Origin of the sequence: Streptomyces sp. NPDC086835 (genome assembly GCF_044745705.1) — a bacterium.
In the GTDB taxonomy this organism is placed as follows: domain Bacteria; phylum Actinomycetota; class Actinomycetes; order Streptomycetales; family Streptomycetaceae; genus Streptomyces.
Map to the genome: position 1 here is coordinate 1070846 of NZ_JBIVAU010000001.1, position 16018 is coordinate 1086863.

The 16018-nt window shown below is 71.7% G+C and carries 12 protein-coding genes; 8 read left to right on the forward strand and 4 right to left on the reverse strand.

Translation table 11 applies throughout. The annotated features are described in order from the left end of the window. Window positions 1–100 precede the first annotated feature (100 nt). Window positions 101–496 carry a DUF3040 domain-containing protein gene (locus tag ACIPJI_RS04975; RefSeq protein ID WP_159692875.1) on the forward strand — a complete coding sequence of 132 codons (396 nt, stop codon included), beginning with the start codon at window positions 101–103 and terminating at the stop codon, window positions 494–496. A gap of 285 nt (window positions 497–781) precedes the next feature. Here ACIPJI_RS04975 and ACIPJI_RS04980 read toward each other — a convergent pair whose 3' ends face one another. The 4 genes from ACIPJI_RS04980 to ACIPJI_RS04995 form a co-directional block, all read right to left on the reverse strand. Further along, window positions 782–3316: a transglutaminaseTgpA domain-containing protein gene (locus tag ACIPJI_RS04980; RefSeq protein WP_402244505.1), complete on the reverse strand. Its 2535-nt coding sequence runs from the start codon at window positions 3314–3316 to the stop codon at window positions 782–784. Then, window positions 3313–4671 carry a DUF58 domain-containing protein gene (locus ACIPJI_RS04985; protein WP_307705905.1) on the reverse strand — a complete coding sequence of 453 codons (1359 nt, stop codon included), beginning with the start codon at window positions 4669–4671 and terminating at the stop codon, window positions 3313–3315. Before ACIPJI_RS04985 ends, ACIPJI_RS04980 begins: the two co-directional genes overlap by 4 nt. Next, complete coding sequence (locus ACIPJI_RS04990; RefSeq protein ID WP_307705904.1) at window positions 4671–5717, reverse strand: MoxR family ATPase; 1047 nt, start codon at window positions 5715–5717, stop codon at window positions 4671–4673. The genes ACIPJI_RS04985 and ACIPJI_RS04990 overlap by 1 nt, the downstream gene beginning before the upstream one ends. Before the next feature lie 200 nt (window positions 5718–5917). Then, window positions 5918–6463, reverse strand: coding sequence for a carbonic anhydrase (locus tag ACIPJI_RS04995; protein WP_307705903.1), 546 nt, complete (start codon window positions 6461–6463; stop codon window positions 5918–5920). A 271-nt stretch (window positions 6464–6734) separates the two neighbouring features. Here ACIPJI_RS04995 and rsmH point away from each other — a divergent pair, with 271 nt between their 5' ends. Genes rsmH through murD form a run of 7 tightly spaced genes read left to right on the forward strand, consistent with a single transcriptional unit; the run spans window position 6735 to window position 15895 of the window. Further along, window positions 6735–7691 carry a 16S rRNA (cytosine(1402)-N(4))-methyltransferase RsmH gene (rsmH, locus tag ACIPJI_RS05000; protein WP_356623204.1) on the forward strand — a complete coding sequence of 319 codons (957 nt, stop codon included), beginning with the start codon at window positions 6735–6737 and terminating at the stop codon, window positions 7689–7691. 55 nt (window positions 7692–7746) lie between these two features. After that, a complete protein-coding gene (locus ACIPJI_RS05005; protein ID WP_402244508.1) occupies window positions 7747–8331 on the forward strand; it encodes a septum formation initiator family protein in 585 nt (194 codons plus the stop codon). A gap of 4 nt (window positions 8332–8335) precedes the next feature. Next, on the forward strand, window positions 8336–10315 hold the full coding sequence (locus ACIPJI_RS05010) for a penicillin-binding protein 2 (RefSeq protein WP_356623207.1): 1980 nt from the start codon (window positions 8336–8338) through the stop codon (window positions 10313–10315). Window positions 10316–10328: 13 nt separating this feature from the next. Beyond that, window positions 10329–12011: a UDP-N-acetylmuramoyl-L-alanyl-D-glutamate--2,6-diaminopimelate ligase gene (locus tag ACIPJI_RS05015; RefSeq protein ID WP_402244510.1), complete on the forward strand. Its 1683-nt coding sequence runs from the start codon at window positions 10329–10331 to the stop codon at window positions 12009–12011. A 4-nt stretch (window positions 12012–12015) separates the two neighbouring features. Further along, window positions 12016–13419 (forward strand): UDP-N-acetylmuramoyl-tripeptide--D-alanyl-D-alanine ligase, encoded by a 1404-nt coding sequence (gene murF / locus ACIPJI_RS05020; RefSeq protein ID WP_356623209.1) that lies wholly within the window; start codon window positions 12016–12018, stop codon window positions 13417–13419. After that, on the forward strand, window positions 13416–14486 hold the full coding sequence (gene mraY, locus ACIPJI_RS05025; protein WP_159692889.1) for a phospho-N-acetylmuramoyl-pentapeptide-transferase: 1071 nt from the start codon (window positions 13416–13418) through the stop codon (window positions 14484–14486). Before murF ends, mraY begins: the two co-directional genes overlap by 4 nt. Next, complete coding sequence (gene murD, locus ACIPJI_RS05030; RefSeq protein ID WP_402244513.1) at window positions 14468–15895, forward strand: UDP-N-acetylmuramoyl-L-alanine--D-glutamate ligase; 1428 nt, start codon at window positions 14468–14470, stop codon at window positions 15893–15895. Before mraY ends, murD begins: the two co-directional genes overlap by 19 nt. The last annotated feature ends 123 nt before the right edge of the window (window positions 15896–16018 follow it).

A 16018-nucleotide genomic window follows, 5' to 3' on the forward strand; every position in this document is an offset into this window, starting at 1 on the left:
GGCGTTTTGCGAGAGGGCGGGTTTCACGGGGGCGAATCCCTGCCTATCCTGGAAGGGCCGCATACCGGTCGCCCCCGCGACCGACGACGAGGAGGACTCCGTGCCGCTCTCGGAGCACGAGCAGCGAATGCTCGAGCAGATGGAGCGAGCGCTGTACGCCGAAGATCCCAAGTTCGCGACAGCGCTCGAGGGAAGCGGGCTGCGTACGTACACCCGGCGACGGGTCTACCAAGCGGTCGCAGGCTTCCTGGTGGGTATCGCGCTCCTCATGGCCGGAATGGTCGCCCAGCAGATCTGGATCAGTGTGGTGGGCTTCCTGGTGATGCTCGGCTGTGCGGTTCTCGCGGTCACGGGCTGGCGCAAGGCGCCGAAGCCGGGTGAACAGCAGCAGACATCCGGCGGACACGGTCGCCGGCAGTCGCACCAGCGCAGATCGGTGATGGACCGGATCGAGCAGCGGTGGCAGCGCCGCCGTGACGAGCAGGGCGGTCACTGAGCCGTCCGGTCCCGACCGGACGACACGAGTGGACCTCCGGCCCATAATTTCGGAGTACGACTGAGGGGCGACGCTTTCGAGCGTCGCCCCTCACTCGTGTTCCCGGCTCTTGTCCCCGGCTCATGTTCCCGGCTGATGTTCCTGGATCGTGGGCCGCGGCCGTACTGAGGGGCCTCGTGCTCATCGCTCGTCGGCGCGGGCGCTACCGCCGCACGGCGCACCACCGCCCCGGTCCGGGCCCGTGGTGGACGGGCCCGGACCGGGGCGGGGCGGGCAGGCCGGGGGTCAGCCGCGCTGGCGGGTCGGGCGGCGCAGGAACGCCGTCCACCGGTCGAGCCGCAACCGCCGCACGTTCCACCGGTCCGTGAAGGCCGACCAGCGTTCCGACAGGGCCCAGACGACCCGGACGGAGGAGCGGGGCAGCAGCCGCGCCCGCATCCGGGTCCGGAAGCCCACCGCGCGGATCAGGCCGGCCTGGATCTGCCGCGCGTCGTCAGCGAGGCCCGTGCCGGCCCTCGGGACCGGCGCGTACAGGACCTGCTCCACCGAGCGGGCCACCCGGTGCACGGCCGCCGCGGGCTCGTCCTCCAGCTTGCCGAGCCTGACGATGCGCGCCGCCGCCTTGCGAGGTGTCAGCGACTCGTCGGGGAGGATGCCCACGTCCCACGCGGAGTCGGTGACCTCCTGCCAGGCGGCCAGAGTGCGGCCCGGATCGTCCACGGCCGTACGGCCGGCGATGGCCCCGCCGTCCGCGTCCAACGACACGGCGGAGGCTCCCGGTGAGCCCGGACCCCCACGGGGCGAACCCGCCTCGCCCTTGGCCGGCCGGCGCACAGGTACGCCCAGCCGCCGGGACCTGGTCACGAGCCGCCACAGCAGCGGCACGGCCAGCAGCAACAGCCCGCCCACGACCCCGGTGGTCACCAGCAGCACCGTGCCCAGCGTCGAGTCGTCGGCCGTCGGCGGCTGGACGTCACGAGGGTCGGCCGCGCCGCACTCGCCGAGCTGCCGCTCCTGGCGGGGGCACGCGTCGTCCTCGGGCCGGTTCGACTGCTCGGGGGCCGCGGAGCTGCCCTCCTCCGGCCGCGCCGGGTCGGAGGCGCCACCCGAAGGCGTCTGCTCCTGCGTGTACTCGGGCCGGAAGCCGCGGCTCGGCGTCGGCTCGAAGCGGGTCCACCCCACACCCTCGAAATACAGCTCGGGCCAGGCGTGGGCGTCCCGCAGGCCGACGGACACCGTGCCGTCCGACTGCGTGGTGCCCGGCTGGAAGCCCACCGCGACGCGGGCAGGGATGCCGAGTGTGCGGGCCATCGCCGCCATCGAGAAGGAGAAGTGGACGCAGAAGCCCTCCTTCTGCTTCAGGAAACGGCTGATCGCGGTGACACCCGTACCCGACCGGACGTCGGTGTTGTACGTGAAGCCTCCGGTGTCCGCGAACCACTCCTCGAGCTTCTCCGCGCGTTCGTAGTCGTTCGCCGCGCCCCTGGTCACCGTGGCCGCGGTCCGCCGGACGTCGCCGGGCAGCTCGTCAGGGACGCGGGTGTACTCCTGCAGGAGCGCCGCGGGGGGTGCGGGAGCGTCCGCCAGCTGCTCCTGGGTCGGCTTCACGATCAGGCTGTTGACCGAGTACTGGGCGCCCGCGGTCGTCTGCCCCCGGTCACCCACCAGCGTCCGGCCCGCGGGCTCGTAGCGCCAGCGGCCGTCGATGGCGACCGCCGTCGCCGGATAGGGCATCGGCAGCCAGTCCTGCTTGTACGACCCGGCAGCCGACAGGTTCGTCCTGACCTCGGTGACCTGGACGGAGGGGCTCAGCCCGGTCGGCTCCGGCAGCCGCTCCGGCACACCGGTGACCTTGCGCTGCGACGAGCGCCACGACGTGCCGTCGAACCGGTCCAGGGACAGGATCCGCAGATACATGTCCTGGTTGTCCGGCGCGTTGCTGCGGTAGCGCAGCACCTCACGGTTCTGGGGCTGGTTCAGGTTGTCCTGGAGCGAGACCAGCGGATTGACGGCCGAGATCGTGCCCCCGCCGCCGCCGGGGCCGCCGCCGGGGCCGTTGCCCACCCCGCCGATCAGTCCGCCGTCCAGGGCGGGCAGTGCCGCCGGTACGACGAGGGCGACGCCCAGTGCGAGGACACCGATCCTGCGGCCCGCCCTGACCGGTGCCTGCGGGCGGCCCTCCGTCGGGTCGAAGCCGCCCGTGGAGCGGTTGCGGGTGCCCGAGCCGCCGCCGAAGACGCGTCCCCACTGGGACAGCCGGTCACGGCCCTCGGCGAGCAGCAGCAGCAGGTAGCCGGACGCGGCCAGCAGGAACCACAGCCAGCTCGCCTCGCCGCCGGAGAGTCCCGCGGCCACGGAGTAGAGCGCCAGCAGTGGCAGACCGGCCGGGGCGGCGCTGCGGAACGTCACCGCGAGCGCGTCCACCGCGAGGCCGATCACCAGCACGCCGCCGATCACCATCAGCCTGATGCCGTCGGTGGCCGGGGCGGGAATCGCGTACTTGCCGACGTCGCCCGCACCGGCGCGCAGCAGCTCCCCGAAGTGGACGAAGGCGTCCGGTCCCGGCAGCACACCGAGGAACGCCTGGCCGCGGGCGAAGACCAGCGTGAGCAGCAGCAGCGTGACCAGCGTCTGCATCGCCACGGTCAGCGGCCGGGGCAGCGGCACTCGGCGGGCGAGCGCGCCCACCCCGGACTGTATCGCCAGCAGGAACCCGGCCTGGAACAGCCAGTTGGGCGGATCGACCAGCGGCAGCAGCGCTCCCGCCGCCATCAGCGTGGCGGCGAAGGCGCACACCGCGAGCCGTGCGCGACCGCTCATGACCAACCTCCCGGCGAACCGTACGTGCCTGCGCCAAAAGCCTCGACGCGTTCCCGTGCCGCCTGCTGCCACAGATCCGTGAGCCGTGCTCCGGGCGTCACCGCGAGGGCGGTCCAGCCCGACTCCCGCAGTTGCCGGACCCGCTTCTCACGCGGTCCGGGGGCGGCGCCGCCGCCCACCCATGTGCCGCTGTCCAGCACGAACGCGACCGCTGAGCCGCTGCGCTGACGCATCCGGGCCGTCAGCGCGGCCTGTTCGTCGTCCAGATCGCCGAGGAAGGCGATCAGCAGACCCTCGCTCCCGCCGCGCAGCACGTCGAACGAACGGGACAGGCCCGCGCCGTCGGAGTGGTCCACGACGGCGAGCGTGTCCATCATCAGGCCCGCGGAGTCGGCGGACTCCTGCGAGGAACCGGCGAACCCGTCCGCGCCCTCACCGGGCACGGAGGTTCCGGTGTCGGTCAACAGCCGCACGGCGAAGCCGCGTTCCAGCAGGTGCATCAGCGCAGAGGCGGCGCCGGACACCGCCCACTCGAACGCCGAGTCGGGGCCCGCACCCTCATAGGCCACGCGCCGGGTGTCCAGCAGCACGGTGCACCGAGGCCGCTGGGGCTGCTCCTCACGCCGGACCATCAGCTCGCCGTAGCGGGCGGTCGAGCGCCAGTGGACCCGGCGCAGGTCGTCCCCGTAGCGGTAGGCACGGGGGATGATGTCGTCGTCGCCGGCCAGGGCGAGCGAGCGCTGGCGGCCGTCGCCGTAGCCGGAGGCCTCGCCGGCCAGCCGCACCGCGGGCAGCGACTCGGTGCGCGGAATGACCGTGAGGGTGTCGAACGCGCTGAACGAACGGGTGAGCTCGCACATGCCGAACGGATCGGTCAGCCGCAGCTGGAGCGGCCCCAGCGGATAGCGGCCCCGCAGGTCCGAGCGGACCCGGTACGAGACCTCGCGGCGGCCGCCCGCCTCGACCCGGTCCAGCACGAAGCGGGGCCGTGGCCCCAGCACGTACGGCACATGGTCCTGGAGCATCAGCAGGCCCGTCGGCATCCGCGAGACGTTGTCCATCCGCAGATGGACGCGCGCCTCGGAACCGGCGGGCACCCTGGCGGGCGACAGCCTGCGGCTCGCGGCCACCCGGTAGCGGGTGCGGTAGAGGACGGCCACACAGATCAGCGGCAGTCCGGCGAGCAGAAGCCCGACGCGCAGCAGGTCGCTCTGGCCGAGCACATAGGCGCAGACGGCCGCTGCCACGCCGGCCGCGAGGAAGGAGCGGCCGCGGGTGGTGAGCCCGCCGAGCGCCGCCCGCACCCCGCCGCCGCCCGTGGCCGCCGGGCCCGTCGAGGCGGCTCCGGCCGACATCACAGCCGCCGGACGCCGGGCTGCTGGCCGTAGAGCGGCGGGTGAGCCGAACGGCCGGCCGCGTACGAACCGTCGGAGGTGCCGCTCGTCGGGACCGCGGTGCGCTGGACGATGTCCAGGACGACCTGCTCGGCGGTGCGGCGGTTCAGCTGGGCCTGCGCCGTGGGCAACAGCCGGTGGGCGAGCACCTGCACGGCCAGTGCCTGCACGTCGTCCGGCAGGGCGTACTCGCGGCCGCTGAGCGCGGCGGACGCCTTCGCGGCGCGCAGCAGGTGCAGCGTGGCGCGGGGGGAGGCGCCCAGTCGCAGATCGGGGTGGCTACGGGTCGCCGACACCAGCTCCACCGCGTAACGCCGCACGGACTCGGCGACGTGCACCGCGCGCACGGCCTCGATCAGCTTCACGATGTCGTGGGCGTGCGCCACCGGCTGCAGATCGTCGAGCGGCGACACACCGCCGTGGACGTCGAGCATCTGGAGCTCGGCGGCGGCGCTGGGATAGCCGATGGAGACGCGCGCCATGAAGCGGTCGCGCTGCGCCTCCGGCAGCGGGTAGGTGCCCTCCATCTCCACCGGGTTCTGGGTGGCCACCACCATGAAGGGGTTGGGCAGTTCGTAGCTGTGCCCGTCGATGGTGACCTGGCGCTCCTCCATCGACTCCAGCAGCGCCGACTGCGTCTTGGGCGACGCGCGGTTGATCTCGTCGCCGATCACGATCTGGGCGAAGATCGCGCCCGGCTTGAACTCGAACTCGCGCCGCTGCTGATCGAAGATCGACACACCGGTGATGTCCGACGGCAGCAGGTCCGGCGTGAACTGGATGCGCCGCACGGAGCAGTCGATGGATCTCGCCAGCGCCTTGGCCAGCATCGTCTTGCCCACGCCGGGAACGTCCTCGATGAGGAGATGTCCCTCCGCGAGCAAAACGGTCAGCGAAAGCCGTACGACCTCTGGCTTGCCCTCGATCACGCTCTCGACCGACCTGCGGACAAGATCCGCTGTGGTGGTCAGATCCGTGAGGCTCGCTCGATCGTCATAGGTCGTCACCCGGCCCTCCTCGGCCCGTTCATAGGGCCGGCGCACTTCAGACGGCACGGCCCAACCCCGAAACATGGACGCCGCCTCCGGGAGGTCCGGAAGGGGGTCACACCCGCATTCTTGTTGGCGTTGCCGCGTTGTGTCACTCGCCTGTGGATAAGTGGGCGGGATATGTCGGGGTTGGGGTGCTATATCGCGTGCTCAGCTGCTCACTCAGCGGGGTCGATCTCGCGGAGCAGGCCCGTGGTGACGTCGAAGACGAAGCCGCGTACATCGTCGGTGTGGAGCAGGAACGGCGAGGTGCGCACCCGCTGCATCGACTGCCGGACGTCCTGGTCGACATCGCGGAACGCCTCGACCGCCCATGCCGGCCGCTGCCCGACCTCCTCCTCCAGCTCGATGCGGAAGTCCTCCGTGATCGACTCAAGACCGCAGCCGGTGTGGTGCACGAGGATCACGCTGCGGGTGCCGAGGGCGCGCTGACTGATGGTGAGGGAGCGGATCACGTCGTCGGTGACCACTCCGCCGGCGTTGCGGATCGTGTGGCAGTCGCCGAGCTCCAGTCCGAGCGCCGCGTGCAGGTCGAGACGGGCGTCCATGCAGGCGACCACGGCCACCTTGAGGACCGGACGCGCGTCCATCCCGGGGTCCCGGAATGCTGCGGCGTAGCGCTGGTTCGCTTCGACGAGGCGATCAGTGACGGTGCCACCGGTGCGCGCGGGCTCGGCGGCGGGCTGGTACGCAGAAGTCGACATGCATCGAAGGTAACGGTCACCGGCCGCGTCGGCTCGGTGTGAGAGCGGACAAAAGAACGTCAACGGCCCGTGCTGTGAGGTAACCCACAAGCCTGACACGGCAGGCCGCGCGACGCGCTGGCCGGTTGATTGACCGGCCGGACCAGTGGACTAAAGTGACGCGAAGTTCACGGAGGCCGACCACACATCCGCCGGCCCCCCGCACATTCCCCGCGTGCGCGGCGTACGCACGGCCCGGCCATGACCGCCCGCGCCGGATCTGAGAGGGCGCATGAGCCAGACCCGACACGTCCCGGTGATGCTCCAGCGGTGCCTGGACATGCTGGCCCCCGCCCTCCAGACGCCCGGCGGAGTCGTCGTCGACTGCACCCTCGGCCTCGGCGGCCACAGCGAGGCCCTGCTCGAGCAGTTCCCGCAGACCCGTCTCGTCGCACTCGACCGGGACACGGAGGCCCTGCGTCTGTCCGGCGAGCGGCTGGCCCGGTTCGGTGAGCGGGCGACCCTGGTGCACGCCGTCTACGACGAGCTCCCCGACGTCCTCGCCCGTCTCGGGATTCCCCGAGTCCAGGGCGTGCTGTTCGACCTCGGCGTCTCCTCCATGCAGCTCGACGAGGCCGACCGCGGCTTCGCCTACGCCCAGGACGCCCCGCTGGACATGCGGATGGACCAGACGACGGGCATGAGCGCCGCCGAGGTCCTCAACACCTATCCCCCCGGCGAGCTGGTGCGGATCCTGCGCGCCTACGGCGAGGAGAAGCAGGCCAAGCGGATCGTGTCCGCGATCGTGCGGGAGCGGGAGAAGGAGCCGTTCACCAACAGCGCCCGGCTCGTCGAGCTCATCCGCGACGCGCTGCCGCAGGCCGCCAAGCGCACCGGCGGCAACCCGGCCAAGCGCACTTTCCAGGCCCTGCGGATCGAGGTGAACGGAGAACTGGCGGTGCTCGAGCGCGCCGTTCCCGCCGCGGTCTCCGCGCTCGCCGTCGGCGGACGGATCGCCGTGCTGTCGTACCACTCCCTCGAGGACCGGCTGGTCAAGCAGGTCTTCGCGGCCGGCGCCGCGAACACCGCCCCGCCCGGCCTGCCCGTGGTGCCCGAGCAGTACCAGCCGCGGCTGAAGCTGCTGACCCGCGGGGCGGAGCTGCCCACAGACGAAGAGGTCGCCGAGAACCGCCGGGCGGCCCCGGCCCGTCTGAGGGGGGCGGAGCGCATCCGGGAGGACGTGGCGTGACCACAGCGCGCGGGCGACTGCGCACGGCCGACGGAGAGACGAACCGGAGGACACCTTGAGCACAGCGGCCAAGCAGCTGAAGGGAAGGGCCGTACGGCTCACGCGGCTGATGCCGTCGGGGCCGAGCACCGCGGCCCGTACCCCCTTCGTCCTGCTGGTCGTGCTCCTGCTGTCCGGCGGGCTGATCACACTCCTGCTGCTGAACTCCTCGCTGAGCCAGGGCTCCTTCGAGCTGAGCGAACTGAAGAAGAAGACCACCGAACTCACCGACGAGCAGCAGGCGCTCCAGCGGGACGTGGACCGTCACTCGGCCCCCGACGCCCTCGAGCGGCGCGCCCGCGAGCTCGGCATGGTCCCAGGCGGCGGCCCCGCCTTCCTCGGCCCGGACGGCAAGGTGCTCGGCGTACCGCGCAAGGCCACCGCGGAGCCCCTGCCGCCCCCGCCGCCGGCGCAGCCCTCCGGCACGGCGGCCGGCGGGCCCTCCGCAGCGCAGTCGCCGGCCGCGCCGACCGCCTCCGGACAGGCGCCGACGGCATCCACCGGGATGCAGGGGCTCTCCGGACCGCCCGCCGCTCCCGAGGCTCCCGGCCCGTCCGTCCGTACGTCCCCGCAGCCGAACCCGACGACCCCCGGCAGGTGACGCAGTGCCCTCCAAGGAACCACCGCGGCGCCGGGTGCCAGGCCCCGCCCGGCGGCCCTCCGCGCAAGCCCCCCAGCGCTCAGGACAGCGGCCCGGACAGCGGCCCGCCGCTCGCAGGCCGAGCCCCGGCCGGCGCCCGGCGCCCCGGCGCGTACGGCTCGGCAATCCGCGCCCCCGGCTGAGACTGGTCAGCCTGGGCCTGACGCTGGTGATGCTCGCTTTCGTGGTCCGGCTGCTCCAGGTGCAGGCCGTCGACGCGAGCGCCTACGCGGCCAAGGCCGAGAAGAACCGCTACCTCAGCCGCACACTCGCGGCCGAGCGGGGCGAGATCACCGACCGGGCCGGAGTCGCGCTCGCCACCAGCGTGGACGCCTACGACATCACGGCCGACCCGAAGATGTTCACGCCCGAGGACAGCAAGGCCCCCGACGCGCCGGAACAGGCGGCCCAGCTGCTCGCCCCCATCCTCGGCAAGGAGCCGGCCGAGCTCGCCGCGAAGCTCAAGAAGCCCGGTTCCCGCTACGCGGTGCTGGCCCGCCGCCAGACCCCGCAGGTGTGGAACCAGATCAAGGACCTCAAGAGCGTCTACGCGCAGAAGGCCGCCGCCGACAAGAGCAAGGGCGGCCCCGGGGCCAACGTGCTGGCGGGCGTCTTCCAGGAGCCCAGCAGCAAACGCGTCTACCCCAACGGCGATCTCGCCGCCGGAATACTGGGATTCGTCAACGCCTCGAACCGGGGCGGCGGGGGCATCGAGTCCATGCTCGACGAGACACTCGCGGGCAAGGACGGCACCGTCACCTACACCCAGTCCGGCGGCCGCCGAGTCCCCACCGCCACCTCTCGCGAGGTCCCCGCGGTCCCCGGGTCCGATGTGGAACTGACCATCGACCGCGACATCCAGTGGGCCGCCCAGAAGGCCATCGAGGACCAGGTCGCCAAGTCGAACGCCGACCGCGGCTACGTGGTCGTGCAGAACACCCGCACCGGCGAGATCCTCGCCATGGCCAACGCCCCCGGGTACGACCCCAACGACCTCGGCCAGGCCACCTCCGCCTCCCTCGGCAACGCCGCCCTGCAGGACGCGTACGAACCGGGCTCCACCGCCAAGGTGGTGTCCATGGCCGCCGTGCTCGAGGAGAAGAAGGCCACCCCCGCGACGCATGTCGTCGTCCCCAACCGGCTCCACCGCGGCGACCGGCTCTTCAAGGACGACATCGACCACCCCACCTGGTACCTGACGCTCAACGGCGTCCTCGCCAAGTCCAGCAACATCGGCACGATCCTCGCCACCGGGCAGCTCGGCAAGTCGCAACCGGAGGCCAACAAGGTGCTCCACTCCTACCTGCGCAAATTCGGCCTCGGCAGCCCCACCGGGCTCGGTTACCCGGGCGAGACCCCGGGCATCCTCGCCCCGCCGAAGGACTGGTCCACCTCGCAGCAGTACACGATCCCCTTCGGACAGGGGCTGTCCGTCAACGCCGTACAGGCGGCCTCCGTGTACTCCACCGTCGCCAACGGCGGCGTACGCATCGAACCGACACTGGTGCGCGGCACCAAGGGCCCCGACGGCCGCTTCACCCCCGCCGAGGAGCCGGAGAGGACCAGGGTCGTCAGCGAGAAGACCGCCGACACCCTGGCGACCATGCTCGAGTCCGTCGTCGACGACGAGGAGGGCACCGGGACCAAGGCCCGGATCCCCGGCTACCGCGTCGCCGGCAAGACCGGGACGGCGAACCGGGTCGATCCCGAACTCGGCGTCTACAAGGGCTACACCGCCTCGTTCGCCGGCTTCGCACCGGCGGACGACCCGCAGATCACCGTCTACTGCGCCATCCAGAACCCCACCAAGGGGAGCTACTTCGGCGGCCAGATCTGCGGTCCCATCTACCAAAAGGTCATGGAGTTCGCGCTGAAGACCCTGCAGGTCGCCCCGACCGGCAAGGGCCCCGCCCGGCTGCCCGTGACCTTCGAACCCGGCGAGTGACCGGAGGTACCCAGTGACGACGATCACCCCCGATCCCGGGAACCGGCCAGAGGAGCACCCCTCATTTTCGCCCGGGCCCGGTGCGCCCGGTACGCTCACCGCCGTGCCACAAGCTGATCAGTACCGAACCGCCCCGCAGGACGCCCCCGCGAAACAGACGGGAGCGCCCCGTCCGGAACGGCCCCGCCCGACGCAGCTCGCGGAGCTCGCGGCCCGGCTGGGGGTGCAGACGCCGGGGGCCGCGGAGATCACCGGCATCACCCATGACTCACGGGCGGTACGCCCGGGCGACCTCTACGCCGCCCTGCCCGGCGCCCGCCTCCACGGCGCCGACTTCGCGGCCCAGGCCGCCGACCTTGGCGCGGCCGCGATCCTCACCGACGAGAGCGGCGCCGAACGCGCCGCCGCCACCGGCCTCCCGGTCCTCGTCACGGACAATCCGCGCGGCCGGATGGGCGAACTCGCCACCGAGATCTACGGGCACCCCGGCGACGACCTGCTCCAGATCGGCATCACCGGCACGTCGGGCAAGACCACGACCGCCTACCTCGTCGAGGGCGGCCTCAAGGCGGCCGGGCGTTCCACGGGCCTGATCGGCACGGTCGAGATGCGCATCGGCGACGAGCGCATCAAGTCGGAGCGCACCACCCCGGAGGCCACCGACCTTCAGGCGCTGTTCGCGGTCATGCGCGAACGCGGCGCCGACGCGGTCGCCATGGAGGTCTCCAGCCACGCCCTGGTGCTCGGCCGGGTCGACGGCTGTGTCTTCGACATCGCCGTCTTCAACAACCTCAGCCCCGAGCACATGGAATTCCACTCCGACATGGAGGACTACTTCCAGGCGAAGGCGCAGCTGTTCACGCCGCGGCGCAGCCGGGAAGCGGTCGTCAACTTCGACGACGAGTACGGCCGCAGGCTCGTCGACGAGGCCACCGTGCCCGTCACCACCTTCTCCGCGGAGGGCCACCCGGACGCCGACTGGCGGGCCGAGGACGTCGAAGTCGGCACCCACGGCTCGACGTTCACCGCGGTGGGCCCCGCGGGCGAGCGGGTACGCGCCCAGGCGCCGCTGCCCGGCCCCTTCAACGTCGCCAACACACTGGCCGCCGTCGTCACGCTCGCCGTCGCCGGGCTCGACCCGCAGACCGCGGCCGACGGCATCGCCGCGGTACCCGGTGTGCCCGGCCGGCTCGAGCGCATCGACGCGGGCCAGCCGTACCTGGCGGTCGTGGACTACGCCCACAAGACCGACGCCGTCGAGTCGGTGCTGCGCTCCCTGCGCAAGGTCACCAAGGGCAAGGTGCACATCGTGCTCGGCTGCGGCGGCGACCGTGACAAGACCAAGCGCGGCCCCATGGGCGCGGCCGCCGCGAGGCTGGCCGACACCGCCGTGCTGACCTCCGACAACCCGCGCGGTGAGGATCCCCTCGCGATCCTCGCCACGATGCTGGCGGGTGCCGCGGAGGTGCCGGTCCACGAGCGCGGCGACGTGATGGTCTACGAGGACCGGGCAGAGGCGATCGCCGCGGCGGTCGCCCGTGCCGAGGCCGGCGACACCGTGCTCGTCGCGGGCAAGGGCCACGAGCAGGGCCAGGACATCGCCGGTGTGGTGCGCGCGTTCGACGACCGCCAGGTACTGCGCGCCGCCATCGAACGCGCCGTCGGCAGCGCAGCCGCCAAGAAGAATCAGGGATGACCCAGTGATCGCCCTCTCCCTCGCCGAGATCGCCGAAATCGTCGGCGGGCAGTCGCACGACATACCGGATCCGGCCACACTGGTCACCGGCCCCGTCGTCATCGATTCCCGGGCGGTCGAGCCCGGCAGCCTCTTCGCCGCCTTCCAGGGCGAGAGGGTCGACGGGCACGACTACGCGGAGCGGGCGGTGGCGGCAGGCGCGGCAGCCGTGCTGGCCACCCGCCCCCTCGGGGTGCCCGCGATCGTCGTCGACGACGTGCAGAGCGCCTTGGGGCGCCTGGCACGTCACGTCGTCGAGCGCCTCGGTACCAAGGTCGTCGCGCTGACCGGCTCGGCCGGAAAGACCAGTACCAAGGACCTGATCGCGCAGGTGCTCCAGCGCAAGGGACCCACCGTGTGGACACCCGGATCCCTCAACAACGAGATCGGGCTGCCCCTCACCGCGCTGCGCGCCACCAACGAGACCGAGCACCTGGTGCTCGAAATGGGAGCGCGCGGAATCGGCCACATCCGCTACCTCACCGAACTGACCCCGCCCCGGATCGGTCTCGTGCTGAACGTCGGCACCGCCCACATCGGGGAGTTCGGCGGCCGCGAGCAGATCGCGCAGGCCAAGGGCGAGATGGTCGAGTCGCTTCCTGAGGACGGAGTCGCCGTCCTCAACGCCGACGACCCGCTGGTCCGTGCCATGGCCTCCCGTACAAAAGCCCGCGTGCTGCTGTTCGGTGAGGCCGACGACGCCGCCGTACGCGCCGAGAATGTCCGTCTCACCGAACTCGGACAACCCACTTTCACGCTCCACACACCCACCGGGTGCAGCGATGTGACCATGCGGCTGTACGGTGAGCACCACGTGTCGAACGCGCTCGCCGCGGCCGCCGTCGCCCATGAGCTGGACATGTCCGCCAGTGAGATCGCCCTCGCGCTCTCGGAGGCGGGCACCCTCTCCCGCTGGCGTATGGAGGTCACCGAGCGTCCGGACGGCGTGACGGTCGTCAACGACGCCTACAACGCGAACCCCGAGTCCATGCGCGCCGCGCTGCGAGCGCTGGCCGCCATGGGCAAGGGACGTCGTACGTGGGCGGTGCTCGGGCAGATGGCCGAGCTCGGTGACGAGGCACTCGTCGAGCACGACGCGGTCGGGCGGCTTGCCGTCCGGCTCAACGTCGGCAAGCTCGTCGCGGTCGGGGGCAGGGAAGCGTCCTGGTTGCAGCTGGGCGCATACAACGAGGGTTCGTGGGGTGAGGAGTCGGTGCACGTGTCCGACGCGCAGGCGGCGGTCGACCTGTTGCGCAGAGAGCTGCGCCCGGGAGACGTCGTGCTGGTGAAGGCTTCCAGGTCGGTCGGTCTGGAGCGGATCGCACAAGCGCTGCTCGAGGGTCCCGAGGGTGAGGGTGCCGTCCGATGAGGCAGATCCTCTTCGCGGGAGCCATCGGTCTGTTCCTGACCCTGATCGGTACCCCGCTGCTGATCAAGCTCCTGGCCCGCAAGGGATACGGGCAGTTCATCCGCGACGACGGCCCGCGCGGCCACGCCGGGAAGAAGGGCACGCCCACCATGGGCGGTATCTCCTTCATCCTGGCCACGCTCATCGCGTACGCGCTCGCCAAGGTGATCACCGGTGAGGACCCGACCTTCTCGGGTGTCCTGGTGCTCTTCCTGATGGCCGGCATGGGCCTGGTCGGCTTCCTCGACGACTACATCAAGATCGTCAAGCAGCGTTCGCTGGGTCTGCGGGCCAAGGCGAAGATGGCCGGCCAGCTGATCGTCGGTATCGCCTTCGCCGTGCTGTCACTGCAGTTCGCCGACCAGCGCGGCAACACCCCGGCCTCGACCAAGCTGTCGTTCATCACCGACTTCGGCTGGTCCATCGGCCCGGTGCTGTTCGTCGTCTGGGCGCTGTTCATGATCCTCGCGATGTCGAACGGCGTGAACCTGACGGACGGTCTCGACGGCCTCGCCACGGGCGCCTCGGTGATGGTCTTCGGCGCGTACACGTTCATCGGGCTGTGGCAGTTCCAGGAGTCCTGCGCCAACGCGGTGACCCTGACGAACCCCAACGCCTGTTTCGAAGTGCGAGATCCGCTCGACCTCGCGGTCGTCGCCTCCGCGCTGATGGGTTCCTGCTTCGGCTTCCTGTGGTGGAACACCTCTCCGGCCAAGATCTTCATGGGCGACACCGGCTCGCTCGCACTCGGCGGCGCACTCGCGGGTCTGGCGATCTGCTCCCGTACCGAATTCCTGCTCGCCCTCCTCGGCGGCCTGTTCGTCCTCATCACGATGTCCGTGGTGATCCAGGTCGGTTCGTTCAAGATGACGGGCAAGCGGGTCTTCCGGATGGCGCCGCTCCAGCACCACTTCGAACTGAAGGGGTGGTCCGAAGTCCTTGTGGTGGTCCGGTTCTGGATCATCCAGGGCATGTGCGTCATCGTGGGCCTCGGTCTCTTCTACGCGGGATGGGCAGCCGACAAGTGAGCGACTGGCAGGGCATGAACGTCACCGTCGCCGGCCTCGGCGTGAGCGGCGTCAGCGCCGCCCGCGCCCTGGCCGGGCTCGGCGCGAGGGTCACCGTCGTGGACGGCGGCACCGGCGAGACGCACGAGGCGCGCGCGGCCGAACTGGCCAAAGCGGGCATCGTCGTGCGGCTCGGTGACGCGCAGACCCTGCCGGAGGGCACCGACCTGGTGGTCACCTCGCCCGGCTGGAAGCCCTCCAGTCCGCTGTTCGCCGCCGCGGCGGCCGCCGGAGTCGACGTCGTCGGTGACGTGGAGATCGCGTGGCGGCTGCGCGGCCCGGACGCGGCGCCGTGGCTGGCGATCACCGGCACCAACGGCAAGACGACCACGACCCGGATGCTCGCCTCGATCCTGACGGCGGCCGGCCTGCGGACCGCCGCGATCGGCAACATCGGCACACCGATCATCGACGTCGTCCTCGGCGAGGAGCACTACGACGTGCTCGCCGTGGAGCTCTCCAGCTACCAGCTGCACTGGGCTCCCTCGTTGCGCGCGCACTCCTCCGCGGTGCTCAACCTCGCGCCCGACCACCTCGACTGGCACGGCTCCATGGAGGCGTACGCCGCCGACAAGGGCCGCATCTACGAGGGCAACACGGTCGCCTGCGTCTACAACGCCGCCGACCCCGCGACTGAGGAACTGGTGCGCGCCGCGGACGTCGAAGAGGGCTGCCGGGCCATCGGCTTCACCCTTGGGACGCCGGGACCGTCCCAACTGGGCGTCGTGGAAGGCCTCCTGGTGGACCGCGCGTTCGTTGCCGACCGCCACAAGCAGGCGCAGGAACTGGCCGAGGTCGCGGACGTGAACCCGCCGGCGCCGCACAACATCGCCAACGCCCTCGCGGCGGCGGCGCTGGCCCGCGCGTTCGGCGTCGAGCCGGCGGCCGTACGGGACGGGCTGCGCGCCTTCCGGCCTGACGCGCACCGCATCGAGCACGTCGCCGAGGTGGCGGGGGTCGCGTACGTCGACGACTCCAAGGCGACCAACACCCATGCGGCGGAGGCCTCTTTGGCCGCCTACGAACCGATCGTGTGGATCGCCGGGGGACTTGCCAAGGGTGCCACCTTCGACGAACTGGTCACCGCGTCGGCGAAGCGGCTGCGGGGCGTCGTCCTGATCGGCGCCGACCGCGCGCTGATCCGCGAAGCCCTGGTGCGACACGCGCCCGAGGTCCCGGTCGTCGACCTCGAGCGGACCGACACTGGGGCGATGTCCGCGGCGGTACGGGAGGCGGCCTCGCTCGCCCGGCCCGGAGACACGGTCCTGTTGGCACCGGCCTGCGCCTCGATGGACATGTTCACCAACTACAACGAGCGGGGCGAGGCCTTCGCGGAAGCGGTCCGGGCCCTCGCCGACGAGCACGCCTGACAGCCGCGAGGTCCGGCTGCCGCCGGGCACGACTGGAGGGGACAGCGACCATGCCGGCCACCGAGGGGCCCTTCGGCCCCGCCCAGCCCGCCCCTGCGCCCCCCGCAGGCGGTGCCTGGTCCC

Coding starts and splice junctions, on each gene's coding strand:
- ACIPJI_RS04980 (WP_402244505.1), bottom strand. CDS start 3,316: ATGAGCGGTCGCGCACGGCTCGCGGTGTGCGCCTTCGCCGCCACGCTG.
- ACIPJI_RS04985 (WP_307705905.1), bottom strand. CDS start 4,671: ATGTCGGCCGGAGCCGCCTCGACGGGCCCGGCGGCCACGGGCGGCGGC.
- ACIPJI_RS04995 (WP_307705903.1), bottom strand. CDS start 6,463: ATGTCGACTTCTGCGTACCAGCCCGCCGCCGAGCCCGCGCGCACCGGT.
- rsmH (WP_356623204.1), top strand. CDS start 6,735: ATGAGCCAGACCCGACACGTCCCGGTGATGCTCCAGCGGTGCCTGGAC.
- mraY (WP_159692889.1), top strand. CDS start 13,416: ATGAGGCAGATCCTCTTCGCGGGAGCCATCGGTCTGTTCCTGACCCTG.
- murD (WP_402244513.1), top strand. CDS start 14,468: ATGGGCAGCCGACAAGTGAGCGACTGGCAGGGCATGAACGTCACCGTC.